The organism is Sinorhizobium mexicanum (genome assembly GCF_013488225.1).
Classification (GTDB): Bacteria; Pseudomonadota; Alphaproteobacteria; order Rhizobiales; family Rhizobiaceae; genus Sinorhizobium; species Sinorhizobium mexicanum.
In genome coordinates this window covers 24,580-39,303 of the sequence record NZ_CP041239.1, presented here as the reverse complement: position 1 = coordinate 39,303, position 14,724 = coordinate 24,580, and the positions used below count along the sequence as shown (strand labels likewise).

Annotated in this window: 12 protein-coding genes; 3 read left to right on the top strand and 9 right to left on the bottom strand. The window is 59.5% G+C overall.

What is annotated here, in order from left to right; genetic code table 11:
- Nucleotides 1-290: 290 nt before the first annotated feature.
- From FKV68_RS20325 to FKV68_RS20315, 3 genes are all read right to left on the bottom strand, one after another.
- The gene (locus tag FKV68_RS20325) at nt 291-1,484 is read right to left on the bottom strand and encodes an IS91 family transposase (RefSeq protein ID WP_180941794.1); all 1,194 of its coding nucleotides are present in this window, start codon (nt 1,482-1,484) and stop codon (nt 291-293) included.
- Nucleotides 1,485-1,487: 3 nt separating this feature from the next.
- Nucleotides 1,488-2,396, bottom strand: a complete 909-nt coding sequence (locus tag FKV68_RS20320) for a tyrosine-type recombinase/integrase (RefSeq protein WP_180941793.1) — start codon at nt 2,394-2,396, stop codon at nt 1,488-1,490.
- Nucleotides 2,397-2,806: 410 nt separating this feature from the next.
- Nucleotides 2,807-3,718, bottom strand: a complete 912-nt coding sequence (locus FKV68_RS20315; protein WP_180941792.1) for an HNH endonuclease — start codon at nt 3,716-3,718, stop codon at nt 2,807-2,809.
- Between the two features lie 166 nt (nt 3,719-3,884).
- Between FKV68_RS20315 and FKV68_RS20310 the strand changes: the two genes are divergently transcribed.
- From FKV68_RS20310 to FKV68_RS20300, 3 genes are all read left to right on the top strand, one after another.
- The gene (locus FKV68_RS20310) at nt 3,885-6,236 is read left to right on the top strand and encodes a hypothetical protein (RefSeq protein ID WP_180941791.1); all 2,352 of its coding nucleotides are present in this window, start codon (nt 3,885-3,887) and stop codon (nt 6,234-6,236) included.
- A gap of 172 nt (nt 6,237-6,408) precedes the next feature.
- Nucleotides 6,409-7,170 (top strand): DUF2726 domain-containing protein, encoded by a 762-nt coding sequence (locus FKV68_RS20305; protein WP_180941790.1) that lies wholly within the window; start codon nt 6,409-6,411, stop codon nt 7,168-7,170.
- A 123-nt stretch (nt 7,171-7,293) separates the two neighbouring features.
- Nucleotides 7,294-8,163, top strand: a complete 870-nt coding sequence (locus tag FKV68_RS20300; protein WP_180941789.1) for a PGN_0703 family putative restriction endonuclease — start codon at nt 7,294-7,296, stop codon at nt 8,161-8,163.
- A gap of 5 nt (nt 8,164-8,168) precedes the next feature.
- Here FKV68_RS20300 and FKV68_RS20295 read toward each other — a convergent pair whose 3' ends face one another.
- The 6 genes from FKV68_RS20295 to FKV68_RS20270 all read right to left on the bottom strand — a co-directional run bounded on the left by FKV68_RS20295 (nt 8,169) and on the right by FKV68_RS20270 (nt 14,681).
- On the bottom strand, nt 8,169-8,639 hold the full coding sequence (locus FKV68_RS20295) for a hypothetical protein (RefSeq protein ID WP_180941788.1): 471 nt from the start codon (nt 8,637-8,639) through the stop codon (nt 8,169-8,171).
- A 34-nt stretch (nt 8,640-8,673) separates the two neighbouring features.
- Nucleotides 8,674-8,967, bottom strand: a complete 294-nt coding sequence (locus FKV68_RS20290) for a type II toxin-antitoxin system RelE/ParE family toxin (protein WP_180941787.1) — start codon at nt 8,965-8,967, stop codon at nt 8,674-8,676.
- Complete coding sequence (locus FKV68_RS20285; RefSeq protein WP_180941786.1) at nt 8,964-9,272, bottom strand: type II toxin-antitoxin system RelB/DinJ family antitoxin; 309 nt, start codon at nt 9,270-9,272, stop codon at nt 8,964-8,966. Before FKV68_RS20285 ends, FKV68_RS20290 begins: the two co-directional genes overlap by 4 nt.
- 280 nt (nt 9,273-9,552) lie before the next feature.
- A complete protein-coding gene (locus FKV68_RS20280) occupies nt 9,553-10,824 on the bottom strand; it encodes a hypothetical protein (RefSeq protein WP_180941785.1) in 1,272 nt (423 codons plus the stop codon).
- Nucleotides 10,825-10,899: 75 nt separating this feature from the next.
- The gene (locus tag FKV68_RS20275; RefSeq protein WP_180941784.1) at nt 10,900-12,198 is read right to left on the bottom strand and encodes an McrC family protein; all 1,299 of its coding nucleotides are present in this window, start codon (nt 12,196-12,198) and stop codon (nt 10,900-10,902) included.
- The gene (locus tag FKV68_RS20270; protein ID WP_246452655.1) at nt 12,195-14,681 is read right to left on the bottom strand and encodes an AAA family ATPase; all 2,487 of its coding nucleotides are present in this window, start codon (nt 14,679-14,681) and stop codon (nt 12,195-12,197) included. Before FKV68_RS20270 ends, FKV68_RS20275 begins: the two co-directional genes overlap by 4 nt.
- Nucleotides 14,682-14,724: the final 43 nt, after the last annotated feature.

Here is a 14,724-nt window from a genome sequence, read left to right as displayed (position 1 = left end):
TTCGGGCGCCGGCGGGCGTACGAAAGTCCCCGAGGAAGGAACCCGCGGGCCACAGGGCGAAGGTTATGGAGATTTCGGATTTCGGCAGATGTCGGCGATGGCTGGCGCGTCGCCGGGAGGTAACAGGTTGGATGCGGACGGGCCGCTTCGTTGCGCCTCAGCGCGGTGTTGTCGACCCGGCACACGGCTGGTTGTGGCTCTGTCGGCGTCGATGATCGCCATGGGCACGCGTGGATCCGTTGCCGGAGTTTGAGCGCCTGCGGCTTGGGGTTGAAGCATGTCATGCCGGGTCATGGGACGGTCTCCCGGTTCGCTTTCGAAGTGTCCGGGGGTCCACGAGGCTGCCTCCACCGTTCGAACACCTCGATGACGACTATGCGTCCGCCGCAGCAGGGGCATATCGGGCTGAAGTCCTCCGGCTTTTTCGGGGTGCCGTCATCGGGCGGCGCGGCGATGTTTAGCAGTTCGCGCGCAAGCAGGAGGCTGGCCTTGCGGGCGGAGCCGGCGAGCAATCCGTAGTGCCGGATGCGGTGGAAGCCTCGCGGCAGGACATGGAGCAGGAAGCGGCGGATGAACTCGTCAGCGCCGAGCGTCATGACCTGCTGCCGGTCGGCGCCGGCGCGGCGATAATCCTTGTAGCGGAAGGTGATGCCGCTCGCGTCGAAGGCGATCAGGCGGCTGTTCGAGATCGCGACCCGGTGGGTGTATCGCGACAGGTAAGCGAGCACTGCTTCCGGTCCGGCGAAGGGCGCCTTCGCGTAGACCACCCAGTGCTTCTTCCGGACCGGCGCCAAGTGACGCAGGAAGGCGCGTCGCTCGGCGAGGTGCGCCAACGATCCGAAGAAGGTAAGCCGGTCCACCTCGTACAGCGCGAGCAGCCGGGTGAGGAACAATCGACGGAACAGCTTGCCGAGCACACGCACCGGAAGCAGGAATGCCGGCCGCGACGATATCCAGTGGCTTGCGTTGAGTGCAATACCGCCGCCCGGCACGATCATGTGCACGTGGGGATGGTGGGTCATCGCCGAGCCCCAGGTGTGAAGCACGGCGGTGATACCAATCCTGGCTCCGAGGTGCCTGGGATCAGCCGCGATCGTCAGCATCGTCTCCGACGCTGGCTTAAACAGCAGGTCGTAGACGAGCGCCTTGTTCTGGAAGGCAATGTCGGCAACCTCGGTGGGCAACGTAAATACAACGTGGAAATATCCGACCGGCAAGAGGTCGGCCTCACGCTTGGCGAACCATGTCCGCGCTGCCGCGCCCTGGCACTTGGGACAGTGGCGGTTACGGCAGGAGTTGTAGGCGACGCGCCAGTGGCCGCAGTCCTCGCAGGCTTCGACATGACCGCCAAGGGCAGCAGTGCGGCAGTTCTCGATAGCCGACATCACCTTGAGCTGGGCGAGGCTCAGTTGGCCGGCATGGGCGGCCCGATAGGCGGGTCCTGCGGCACGGAAGATGTCGGCGACCTCGATCGAGACGCGCACGGCTCAGCCGTCGGGCGAGTTCTCTCCCGGCTTGAACAGCCCGAGCTTGTCGAACGGGCTCGTGACCGTGCGCACTGTCCGGGTCGCGACCTTGGTGTAGAAGGCGGTGCTGTTCAGCTTGGCGTGCCCGAGCAGGACCTGGATGATCCGGATATCGGTGCCGTCCTCCAACAGGTGTGTCGCGAAGCTGTGACGCAGCGTGTGCGGCCCGACCCGCTTGGCGATGTCGGCGGCCTGCGCCGCCTCGACGACGATACGATAGAGCTGCCGCGTGCTAATCGGCTTCATCGCGTGCTGCCCTGGGAACAGCCAGCCGTCGCGGTGCATCACGCCTTGCTGACGTCCGACCTTCCACCACTCACGCAGAAGCGTGAGCAGGTCCGGCGACAGCATGGCATTGCGATAGCGCCCGCCCTTGCCGCGCTCGACACGCAACAGCATGCGCTCACTGTCGACGTCGGCGACCTTCAGCATCGACACCTCGGCGACCCGCAGGCCTGCGCCGTAGGCGACCGAGAGCGCGACTTGGTGTTTGAGGCAGGTGGTGGCGTTGAGGAGGCGCGCGACCTCGTCGCGACTGAGCACCACGGGCAGCTTGCGCGGATGCGCCAGACGAACCAGCTTGCGGGCCAGGTCCGGCCGGTCGACCGTATGGGTAAAGAAGAAGCGCAGCGCCGACACGATGCTGTTCATGGTCGGCACGGGAACGCCATCCTCCTGCTGCTCGATCTGGAACCGCCGCAGGTCGTCGGCGGTCGCCGTGTCTGGTGAACGCCCGAGGAATGTCGCCAAGCGTCCGATGTCACGGAGATAGTTGCGCTGCGTTTCCCGCGAGAAACGCCGCATGTTCATGTCATCGATTAGCCGTTGGCGTAGCGGGCTGATCGGTGCATCGAGAACGGGATGGGTCATGGTCAGGCTCCTTGTTGAAGAAGCCCGCCATGCTCTGCCTCAGCCAAACCACGCTCAATGCACACGCGACGACCGGCCTGTGCCCTCTACCTCAAACGCGGGCGCACTCCCGCGCAGCGGGTTCGTTCATCGGCCCCATTTTGGTCACCGCCAACCATGTTCGAGACGACCGCTTTTGGCGCACCTCGGCCGACGTTGACCGCAGTGAGCGACTGCCTGCCTGAACGTTTTTTGGATGCGCGCCGAGAGATGACGGTTGCCACCGGCTGTGTTTCGGCTTGGAGAACCTTGTAGGGGAAGCCGCGGAGGCGGTCGATCTATCGCCCATCTAACCGTCGACTGCGCATGCCTCGCCTTGAGGAGAATCGAACCGCGGACCCCATGATGCTCGCTGTGAAATCCCTGCAGCCTTAATGTTTGAAGCAGTTTTCGCGGTGCCATCGGAGGAAGTGCGGATGCGGCCTTTCGAAAGCCCGATGCGGCACGATCGCTCGCCCCGTTCTGTTGATGAGCAACCGGATGCTCTCCGGGTCGTTCACCTGCCGTGAAACAAGGATGTCCAAATCGTCGGAAAGGCTGATTAGGCCCCGGTCGAACATCCAGTGCGCTGTTCCGGAAAGGGCAATGCCATTGCTCAGAATATCGGGGCCTTTGGCTTCCACCGGGCGAATATGCGCGGCGTCGACTTCGGCACGACCGCCGCCGTTAATCAGCTTCAGCCCGGTGATCGCGCATCGTTTGTCGTAGGCTTTGAGGACAAGGCGGCGGAAAAAACGATTGCGAACGATTCGAGACGTAAGCTGAGCGACGCGATCACGTTCCTGTTCAAAAACGAAGGGACCCTGCGGTTGCTCGCCCAGTCCCGGCGCCGGATTGACTATCTCTGGCTCGCCGACCCGTGGCAACTCCGGCTCGTGTTCATCGAAACCTAGTAACAGAATGCGATTGAAATCACCCGGAGAGATCGGCCTTACGGCGGATTGCGCCCGTCCGGAGATGCGGCCGTCGTCATTCAGCACGCCGCGTTCGATCACCCCTTCGGCATTGCTAAAGGGAACCGGGTTGATGAAATCGAGATAGGTCCCCGGCTCCATCAGCGCGACGTACATGCCGGGCGCTTTGGGGTCTGGAATAACCTGACCGACTTTGGCGATGGCAAAGTACCCGCGCGTCCCAGCAACCTTCCTCGGCTCGTAGTAAATGATCCAATCTCCGATGCACGCCTGGACACGTCCCAAATATTGTCTCGGAAACTGATATCGTTCCGCCGGACTGTCGTCGTAGATCGAATCTGAGCGATGAATGAAAACCCCGAATCCCATATTGCGGCTATAGCAGATTCTCGGGCCTGCTCGACAGAGTTGAAATCAAGACTTTCACGGCGCTCGCACGTCCATCCTGAAGAGATTCAGTTTTCGTTAACCATATCGGCTTAGCAGGCCCGCCCGGCACCAAATCAGCCAAGGATCACGTGAACTGCTTATCGCCATGAGAAACCAGTCTACTTCATCCCTTCACTTCCAGCGCAAGATCTCTGAATTCTGCGACGTCCGTATCGCTCCGTTCGCCTCGAAGCGGGCGCTTGAGAACATCAGGCCTTATCTCATTAGTCTGGTCATCTACCGAAAGACGCCGCCCCTGCGGAACGGGCGGATCGATTGGCAGGCGGTCACGGAGGCCTGCGGCATCGAAGATGAGATGACGGCGGAGCTGAAGAAGACCGTTCGTTCTGGCCTTGAAGCCATCATCCGGTGGTTGGGCAAGGAACGACCGGCAGAGGATGACCGCCCCGTAGTCGAGCGGCCCAAGAGAAAAGCAAAGGCTGCAGCCGGTTCGGCTAAAATAGTGATGACTCGGAGGCGCTCCTCGGCGGCGATGGGTAGCGTTGAACGAGAGCAGACCAGAGCGAAACCGGGCGTTCAGCCAAAGCCGATCGAGGAATTTCCGACGCCGCTGTTCGACTGGACCGAGGAGCCCGAAGGGTTTCAACAGGCGTTGATTTATCACATGCGCCGGCACGGCGACAGCTATTGGCATCTGCATCGCGCCGTTGTCCGCGAAGAAGATACCTTCGATCACAAAACGCTCCTGAGCTGGACGGCGGCCACCAAGGTGCCGCGGTCTCTCGCGAGCTTCGATATCCTCTCTCGCATCGAACGACGGTACCGGCTTCCCGACGGCTACTTCAAAGCCAAGCTGCCGCACCAGGCGCGATCGGCGTCGGGCCACGAGGTTGGAAGCGATATCGGTGCCGCGGAGCGGCGCCGGCTCGCCTGGCATCTGCCGGACAACTTCAACAGCCTGTCCTTTGCCAAGCGCGAGGAAATCCTGGAATGGGTTCGCCGGGTGATCATTTCCGGTTCCACCGACTACCGTCGTTTCCAGGCTATGGCGACGAGGCAGCGTTACGCCATCCGCTTCCCGGCGATTTCCTACGGCGGGTCTCCTTCACCGCGAGCGCCAGCCGAGGGCCCGGATTGGCGGGAGGACGACACGGCGATCGAGGATCCCGATCTTCTCTCCGGTGTGGTCGACGCCCCTCCCCGACTGGCCATCGAAATGGCCAATCTCATCCGTTTCAAGACGGCGACGCTGACGGCACTCGGGTTCCAGCGAAACGGCGTCTGGGGAGAGGAAACGGCTGCGCAGAAGATCGAACATCTCGGCCTGATGTTCGGTGCCCTGGCGGCATCTCCGAAGGGCCCGGTCAAAGGCTATGGCGTTCCGCTGAGCCAGCTGACCTTCGGCATCCTGGTTTTCCCCGGAGTCTGGGACTGGTATCTGCAGTGGCGTGAGCGCCGACGAGGCTTCTACACCACCTGGGAAGAGGACATGCTGAGCGTTCTTCTGAATCTGCTGCGCGCCGAAACGGGTTGGCTTTGGCAACATCCGGAACTCATCCAACAAGTGAAGCCGATCCCCGGACTGATCTCCGCGGCGGAAATCGCGGCGGCCAAACGGGATTGGCATGCGGCCTGCAACACGTGCTTCAAACACGCGTCGCATCGTTCGAAGGAGATCCAGCGGGTGATGCGGGTTCATCGAGATCCGTTCGAACCGATCATGTGCGTGCTCGAGGCGGACAGCCCGCTCGCCGAGTATCGCAAGATCACAGACGAGATTCTCAAGCGCATGCCGGACGAGGATCGCTATCCGCGGGCCGCCGCCGAGGCTGTCAGGTCGTTCCTGATGTTGCGGCTCGGCCTGCACCTCGGCCTTCGCCAGAAGAACCTGCGGCAATTGCTTGTCTGCCCGCGCGGGCATTTCCCGACATCGGAGCGCCGGCTTGAGGATATGAAGCGTGGCGAAATCCGCTGGAGCGATCGCGACTGCGGCTGGGAGGTGCTCGTCCCGGCGAACGCTTTCAAGAATGCCAACTCCTCCTTCTTCGGCTCGAAACCCTTCCGCCTGATCCTGCCGGACCTTCTCGACCTCTACAAATACCTCAACGCCTACATCGAGCGGCATCGCGGCGTGCTCCTCGCTGGCGCCGACGATTCCGGCACTCTGTTCGTGAAGACGGTGAAGGCCAACAGCCGGGACGCGGCGTACAACCAGACGACCTTCTATGAAGCCTGGCGCCTGACGATCCAACGCTATGGCATCTACAATCCCTATACCGGTCGCGGCGCGATCAAGGGCCTGCTGCCGCATGGGCCGCATAATGTCCGTGACGTGCTCGCCACCCATATTCTCAAGCAGACGGGCTCCTACGAGCAGGCGAGCTATGCCATCCAGGACACCGCCGAAATGGTCGCCAGTCACTATGGCCGCTTCTTGCCCCAGGACAAGGCCGCGCTTGCAGCCAAGATCCTAAACCAGGTGTGGGAGGCGGCATAGTCCACGAACGTCCAAACGGGCGTGAGAAGCCGTGCCGCGGTGTGTTGTCCATTCCTCTGCCCGGCTGGCCGAGGTGATGCGGCGCTGAAGCCGCCGTACTAACTCTTTTGTGTAGCTTTTCCTCGCCAGGCTCGCGCGGTTACCATCTACGCGCGAAATGGCGGAGAGGGGCATGTACTATCGCCCGCAAAGGAGGCCGGTGCTGTTCACGGCACCTGGACTTGTCATCGGCGCGCTCGCGGTCGGTGCTGCGGGCGGCATCAGCGTAAGCCCGGCTGAGATCCTAGCGCTCATCGAAAAGCCTCACCTCCTCGTCGCCGTTCTGGTCGTCGGCGCCTTTGCTGGCATTACGGTTGAGCAGGCATTGAGCCGGATACGAAGGCAGGCATGGCGGGCAAGAAACCGCTCACGCTGGCAGGGAGGTCCTGGGACGAACATCGCTTCAGGGCCATGGGTTCCCACGAGTATTCCGGACTCACCGAAACGGCCCGACGCCGCCGAACAGCTGCGGATTGTCATGGGCTCGAGCTTCACGATTCAGCCGCTGCTCAACAAGAGCGAGGCGCGCGTCTTCAAGGAGCTCGATCGCCTGGTGATCGGCTGCAATCCGACTTGGCAGGTGATGGCACAAGTCTCGTTGGGAGAAATCCTCCGCAGTAAAGACGCGAACGCGTTCAGTTGCGTCAACGCGAAGCGAGTCGACCTCCTGCTGGTGGATGGTAACTGCCAGCCTCGGCACGCCATCGAGTACCAGGGCGGAGCGCATCATCAGGGCGCCGCGGCCGCGCGCGATGCCGTCAAGAAAGAGGCGCTGCGGCGGGCGGGAATCGGCTATTACGAGGTCGTGGCCGGGCAGACCACTCCGTCAGACCTAAAGCGATTGGTCGAAAAGTTGGTGGACAAGCCGGAACTCCCGAAATGCGGTTCGCGCTGACGATGGGATTCCGCTCCCCCTGCTTCTCCGCTGACGTGCTCCCAAGCGCCACTACACGTCGGCTCACCTTCATGGGGCTGACACCCACGGATAGCCTGACCGCATCTGAATGGCTGGTCGCCCATGGCATCTGATTTCACGACGGTTCGAGAGAACCTGTTTCCAGCCAGTCACGGCGCCATCGGCGATTGGGTCACATTTCCCTGGCATCGTGACCGCGCCAACAGAATTCAGGCGCACAAGCCTCATTCATCGCAAGCGATCGCGATTGATGTATTCGGCACACTCAAGATGAGCATCGATCGCGATCGCGTCCTCGATGCTATTGCTCAGCATGTGGGCGTGGCACCCGGCGGTCCCTGGTCGATAACGCTCGAATGGACGGATAAGGATCGGCTCTTGCGCGAATCCCGGCCCACGCAGGTCGATGCCCTTGCAGTCGGCTCGAACGCTGCGCTCGTGATCGAATGCAAGTTTACCGAGCCGGGTGGGAAATGCAGCCAAACCGCCGGGTCACGCACCAGAAAGCCCCAGTGCACTGGGAGCTATGCCGAGCAGGTCAATCCACTTAGCGGTGTGCGTTCCCGATGTAGCCTCGCAGGCAAAGGGATTCGCTATTGGGATTACATTCCCAAGGTCTTCGCATTGGACCCCGCGGGAGACTATGCGCCCTGCCCCTTCGCGAGCGACGCGTATCAATGGATGCGGAATGCGGTGCTCGCGGCGGCCATAGGCGAGCACCGTAAGCTTCAGACCGCCGCCGTCGCCGCATTTGCCGACCACCCAAATTTTCCGACAGCACGGAAGGCTAAGCTGGGACTGATCAATCCGAGGCATAGCAGCGGCAAAGCCGCTGTCACGCCAATCTCCTATCAACGGATCATCGACATTGCGCGCCACGTTGGGCTGGATCAGCAGCTTTGGGCCGAACTGTCCGCATGGGTCGAGCAAAAGATCGCCGAAGTCTCGTCGCGAGGACTTGATCGCAGTTAATGGCCTCAAGGGCGCTCGTCACGCGGCAGATGTTGCTCGCTTACTAACCGGGGATCGGCCCGGAGCATTTGGGAGTACCCGCTGGCACAGAACGCGATCTTGCCGCCCGGAGGCGAGTTCAAGCTGATCGTCCAACGCCAAAACTCGAACGGTCGCACCAAGCGCTCCCGAGTGACCCGGTCGATGGATGGTTCGCTCAAGGCGGTCCGCCCCTCGCTGTCGCCGTGATCTATGGACAGCTGCAGATCAGCGACGTCGTGGAACATCAGCGTGGCTGGCGCCACGCGGAAGCGAGCCTCCCCGGAACCCTCACAAAGCCACTCGACGATGAAGTCGATGTCGAGTACCAGGTCGCTGCGCCAATCTTGCCTTTCCGGATCGCCAATATCGAACCGTATCCCGTAGATGAGATTGTCGTGCCATCGCCAGGCGAGATCGTCGTCGCGTGTGCCATCATCCTCAGCGTCAGTTACCATCAGAGCAGTTCTCCCGGTGAGGCAGCGGCCGCGTCTACTTGTCATCAAGCTCGTCGGGCCACATCTGAGCGCCATGCAACACACGCAGAATACGAACCCTATCCGCCATCACCACATAGGCAGCAATGTAAGGCGTGCGCGGGATGACAAGCTCGCGCGTTCCGGCAATCCGGCCAGGCCGACCACTTTCGGGAAAGTCGAGAAGGCGACGTGCTGCGCGGACGATCTCCTCGTCGACATGAATTGCCGCCTTCGGGTTCTCGCTTTCAATGCGACTGAAGATGGTGTCCCGATCGTCAAGGGCGTACCGTGCCCAGACAAGCCTCATCGGTCACCCACCACGGCCTTGCGCAAGGCCGCCGCCCGGCGCGCGCGAAAGTGCGCATCGGCATCGGCATCATCGACGTCGGATCGGGTGTCCTCGAGCGCCTGCAATACCTTGGCGCGGAACCAGGCATCATAGGCCTCGCTATGGCTGACAAGTTCCAGCGGCAGGGCGCCTTCATTCGCCGTCCGGGTTAATAGGATTCGAACGGCATCCGAGACCGTCAAGCCCATGTTTTCTAGGACCGCCGTGGCGCGCTCTTTGACGTCAGCATCTATCCGAGTCTGGACCAGTGCATTTGAAACCATTTGCCAGTCTCCCTTCACTCATAGTCAGTGTAATGCACCCGCATGACAAATTCCAGAGCCACTCCGAAGTCTGGTCCGAACCGACCTCGCATTCGACGCGTCGACCAGCGCAGTTCCCGACGATACATTATGCGATCTTTTTGGCCCGAACCGTGAACATCCTGGCAACACGCTGTGCGCTGGGCTCGGAAGAACTGCCCTTGTCCTTTCTCTCCATCGCAATGAGAATCCGTGAACGCGGGCCTCCCTTGTGAAACGACGAGCCAATCTCTGGTCGCGCCTAGATCTCTCCGGCGGCCTTCGCGCTAGCCTCGGGCATCAAGGCAATCATTTCCTCAAAAACGGTGAAAAACTGCGATAGGCTTTCGACGTCACCTTCCCTGCCGTCGTGGTCCCGTCGCTCCTCACTAGGATAGTAGATCATTGCAGCTTCCGAAGCTCTGATTTCGTCGGCCGAGATGTCCTCAACCCCCCAGCGCAAATGCTTGTTCTGGCGCCGCCGGCCACGCCAGCCCAGTCCATAGAAGCGTTTCATATAGGCGTTTACAAAGGTCAGATTTCCCGTCTGATTGAGGACTGCTTTGAACCTCGGGTTGATTTTTAATGTTTGGCCGCCTTCGATCTTGGTATGGCGCTCTAATGCTCTGGCATCACGTTCGGATGTCCCCACAACAAGCAATGGCAAGGAATGTTGACCAGCCGGGATAAAAGCATCAAACGCGCTGGCTTTTGGCTGGTGCTGTTCATTCCATCCGAGCGCCCGAAGTCGCGGATAAACGACGGTATCGAGTAGATCGCAACAGGCTGGGGAAACCAGCGATCGCAGCCGAGACGGTGTGACAAGCGGCATTGTTCTCGTCACAAAGTTGCTCGTCGCAAAAGTTTCCGCCGCTGAGGATTGATCGATGACCGGACGGAAATACTTTACATTCCAGTTGAATCCGGTCGCATCCGGATCAATGACAGCATACGCTACCGGACCGATATGTTCCGTGCCCGCAAAAGACTGCGCTTCGACCAAGTTGGATGCGTCAAAGTAATCCGACACGAGCATTATCCCAAAATTGCCCGTCCGTAATCGCTCCGCCATCATCGACACAATCGAAGCGCTAGGAACCGCATCGCCGTTGCTGGCGGCCAGCCAGTCGACAATGCATTCTTCCAAGCTGCGCGCATCCGTGCGGAAAGAAATCTGAGGCTTCGTCTTCTCAAAACCAGTCAGAAAGCGATGAGTATAACGAACGATCTCCTGCCACGACATCGTCATGAGAGCTTTGCGATACCGGGTGAGTTGGTCACGCCAGATCCGCGCGCCGGATTCTCGAGAGAAGTTGAACTTCACCTCGATAAGCCAAACCATTCCGGTGCAATCTACTGTCAGCAGGTCTGCACTTCCGTTTCCGCCCCGGCGACCGGCGTCGTGCAAAGTGAGCTCATGGGCCCAGAATAGCGTTTTTGCAGCGGGAGTTCCGCGAAATATGTCAGGAAAAGCGTCTGGATTGTCGATTATGCGCTGATGAAAATCAGCCTCGTTTGCGAAGTGCCGTGACATCCGCTTTGCCCCCACTGGAGTACCTAGAAATTTGCTTTGAATGCTTTTCAACCCGGGGCAATGCACTGCGCATCATTAGTCAACCATGGCGGAATCGGAGCACGCGAGAGTCCGCAAACGCTCGCAGAGCATGTCGCTTCGGCTAACGTCAACTGTAGCCATTTTCAACCAACGATCCATACCGTTGACTTTATGCGCTGCTTGGATGCCATCGGTTCGTGTAATCGCCGAGTGATGTGGGTAGAGCAATGTCAGTCGGTCACATTGGTAAAGTTGCCCATAAGCCATCATCTGATAGACGTCACCCTGCGCCACACCCTGCTTCGGATCATCCACGCGAGGCGAGATCCGCTTCCACTTCGTATCGATGATCTGCACGATCTCTTCGCCACACTTCACTAAGATATCGGGACGGGTCTGGAACAGACCGCGTCGATCATCTGTTTCGAGGCAATAAAGCCGCCCTCCCTGGCTGACAACGCGAAGATTTGTGTCGGCCAGCGCGCGCTTCAACATCCGGGCGACGTATTCCTCAAACAACGTGTGCATTTCGAACAGCAGAGAAAACCCGCTGCTACCGCCTGCGGAGGTCGTCTGAAACCGCTCACCGAGCAAAAGGCGGGCGAGATTGATCAACTCACGCCAGCGGTTGTTTGTGCGATCAAGCACGACTTCATCCCAGCGCAGAGCCGCAACTGGCACAGCCGCAATGTCGGCATATGCGAATGCCAACTCGTGCAACCGCCGTTGATTGTCAGTGTTGCGTGCAATCCGCGCAAGTCGCGCGACAGCTGCCTTCATGATCCGATTGAGGGCGACGTCGGCCGTTAGCGCATCGTATCGGCAGGCAAGGCGGGATGGTTCGGCGGCGAGTGCCGTGAACTGCCGCATTACGTCAAGCCTTCCGCGCAACACGGGCAGGTCGTCAGTATGCTCGACATAACGGCGCGGCATACCCTGACGGACGGCATCGACGAGCTTCTCGGAGAACAATCTAATAAGGATCTCGAGCAGGGTCTCACGTTGCCAATCCAACGCGGTGATCTGTCCCGCATCGATCTTCAGATCCAGCGCGACGGCGAGCATGTGGACGAGACGACGTCGAATACGGCCGGTCAACTCGGCGCCATCCTCGCCTGGGAAGTCAATCTTGGGCAGTATTTCCAACGCACAGCCTTCAGCGGCAATGACGCCGACAACCCCTTTCGCTCGAAGGCGACTACGTCCGTGTTCCAAGACGCCGCCCCCACCCCGGCCACCTAGCGGCGATACTGTCGCCACCGCAGCAATGCGGTCGGCAGCATGGGCCGGAATTTCATCCGAGGCCGTGCCGTATTTGATTGTTTCCCATTCGAGAATTGTACGACGGATCATTCGGCTAAGAAGTCGTCATATGAGAACTTTTCCCGAACGCTCCAACGATAGCGGGGCGTGGCATCGTCATCGTTCATCATGCCCTTGGGCGGTTTTAACCGACGTCGATCAATGAAGTTACCCTCGCGGTCGCCCTCGCTGTCGTGACCATCGCCGAGGACCGCCGCGACTTTCGCCCAATCCTCATAGAAGTACTCGGCAAGCAAGGGGATGACCTTGTGCTGCATCACCTCGTTTACATCTGCAAGGGACTTACAATTTATGAAATACGCATGGCCGATCTGATGCTCGCGATCAAACAGGTACTCGATGCGCTCATTTATGGTGGCGAGCATTTTGGCAAGGCTAATGCCATTAACCGGCTGGAGCAAGGAGGCGCGGGGCATCAACTCGCGGAACTCAAAGCGACGTCGAAGCGCGGTGTCGAGCAGTGCGATCGAACGATCTGCCGTATTCATCGTGCCGATGATGTGGAGATTTGAAGGCACACCAAACATGTCCCCCGAGTAAGGCAGCCGAACCTTTAGTGCATTCGTCTGACCAATGCGTTTGTCCGGCTCGAGTAAGGTGATTAGCTCGCCGAATACCTTCGAAATGTTGGCACGATTGATCTCATCAATAATCAGCACAAAGGATTCGGGGGCGCCGGTCCCCGTGTCTTGCTGGCTGGCGATATAGCGTTCGAGCGCCGGCACGTTCAAATCTGAATCGGTCAACTGATAAATCGACTTCATTGTGAAGTTACGCGCATAGATCTCGCTTACACGCACGCCTGCACGGTCAACCCACAACCACCGAACTGCACGACGGTGTCCATAGGTCCCGCCCTCGCGCGGCAAGAACTGATAATCGCCTGTAACCTCGCCGATCGCGCGGAACAGGCTATTGCCCTTCGACACGATCACGATATCGCCTGTCTTAACCCAATTGCGGAAGATGAAGGGCATTTGGACCCGCCCACTCATCGCGTTGGGTTCGTTTTTTTCTAAGACTCCTTGAACGCGAACAGTTTCGATGATCGCTTCACGGTTGGCGAAACGTTGGTCGCTCCAATCGATTTCCTCGAACCCGAGCAGCGTGTAGCCGCCGGCAATAGCCTCCTCGAATAGATGGGCGTCCTCAGGGTTGGCAGCCTCACCGATCGACATTTTGAAAACCTGGCGATCTGCAATTGAGAAGCTCGTTTCACCCGGTCCGGTGCTTGTCTCCGCGCGCCGCGCGATTCTACGAAAAACTCCTTGCTCAGGTCTAAGCTCGAAACCAGCGGATCCATCATCGCCTAGTTGCGTAGGCCGCAGCGCCTCAACAAAATCCTCGTACGAAGTGGATTGGTGAAACGTGACAAACTCGATGCGACCGGCATCCAACAGGCGACGATAGGCGGCCATGAGCTCGTCCCGATCTTGGGGCACGGGCTCCCCGCACAATCGGATGGCTTCTGTTGCCGTCGCGTAGGTCTTTCCCGTACCGGGCGGCCCATAAAGAATGAGATTCGTTGGTTTGGCCACCTGCAGCTCCACTTTATTGTGCATCATCCCCCGACCCTCGCTCGCGGATTGGCCAAGCTCACCTGTAGCCGGAACTCCAATTTGTTTTGCGATCGCCGGGTCAAGCTCATAGCGCACGAGTTTCTGTTTACCGTAGCTGAGATAGTTCACACTCCCACCGTTAACGGATTGCATCCTCGCGGGCCGACCATCGATTAACAATGCGCGCGCTACCTCCGCGATTGTTTCCACCTCAACCGCCTCGTCTGCCCTATTGCTGGCGCCCGCTGGCTTGATTCGGTAGGCTGATTGCCCAGTTTGGCGGTTCTGATTGACGACCGGTTTAAAGGCCGCCCCAGCTGCATCGAAGAGGACGAAGGGAGTTGTTTTAGCTGCATCGATTTCCAATTGAGCCGCTTCGTTCAACCGATACCGGAAGACTGTCGCCGAACTTTGGGGGGCTCCGATCCGTTCGGGAGCTTCGACTTCGGCCATGTCAAGAAAGATGGAGTTTGTGATAGCTTGGCAGATATTGGGCCATGCTTGATTAAGGCCGAGCGCATCGTTGATCTCACGGACCAACACATCGACGGTTGGGGCATCGCGCTCGCGCCCAGGCTCAATGTAGCTCTCAAGGACGTACTGTCGGATGCGATCGGCATCGCGTTGGCCGCGGGGCTCACCACTCAGAAACTGCCCATACTGCCCGAGCCACGATCCCCAACTCGACAGTCGATTATCGGGGTTGTCTGATTTAGGCATCAGAATTTGATAGTCGATGCCGCCTTTTCGGAAATCTTCTCGCAGCTCCTTCAACTTATGGCGGAGCTGTTGAAAGCGATCCTCCCTCCATGCGCTGTCGAGATCCGCATGGGGAGATTCAAGCGCTGCTAAATTGCTTTCTATTGTTCTGACTGCATAAGCGCGCGTTTTCCGTGCAGTCTCAGCTCTCGCGCCCCCGGCCTCAAGCCAAGCTTTAAATTCTTCTTCCCTCACTTAATCCCCTCGTTCAACTTTAATATGTTGTTGCCCCCACAAA

Excerpts from the sequence above, each read along its gene's own strand:
- FKV68_RS20295 (WP_180941788.1), bottom strand. The coding sequence starts at position 8,639 with ATGGTAACTGACGCTGAGGATGATGGCACACGCGACGACGATCTCGCC.
- FKV68_RS20280 (WP_180941785.1), bottom strand. The coding sequence starts at position 10,824 with ATGTCACGGCACTTCGCAAACGAGGCTGATTTTCATCAGCGCATAATC.
- FKV68_RS20305 (WP_180941790.1), top strand. The coding sequence starts at position 6,409 with ATGTACTATCGCCCGCAAAGGAGGCCGGTGCTGTTCACGGCACCTGGA.
- FKV68_RS20310 (WP_180941791.1), top strand. The coding sequence starts at position 3,885 with ATGAGAAACCAGTCTACTTCATCCCTTCACTTCCAGCGCAAGATCTCT.
- FKV68_RS20290 (WP_180941787.1), bottom strand. The coding sequence starts at position 8,967 with ATGAGGCTTGTCTGGGCACGGTACGCCCTTGACGATCGGGACACCATC.
- FKV68_RS20300 (WP_180941789.1), top strand. The coding sequence starts at position 7,294 with ATGGCATCTGATTTCACGACGGTTCGAGAGAACCTGTTTCCAGCCAGT.
- FKV68_RS20275 (WP_180941784.1), bottom strand. The coding sequence starts at position 12,198 with ATGATCCGTCGTACAATTCTCGAATGGGAAACAATCAAATACGGCACG.
- FKV68_RS20315 (WP_180941792.1), bottom strand. The coding sequence starts at position 3,718 with ATGGGATTCGGGGTTTTCATTCATCGCTCAGATTCGATCTACGACGAC.
- FKV68_RS20285 (WP_180941786.1), bottom strand. The coding sequence starts at position 9,272 with ATGGTTTCAAATGCACTGGTCCAGACTCGGATAGATGCTGACGTCAAA.
- FKV68_RS20320 (WP_180941793.1), bottom strand. The coding sequence starts at position 2,396 with ATGACCCATCCCGTTCTCGATGCACCGATCAGCCCGCTACGCCAACGG.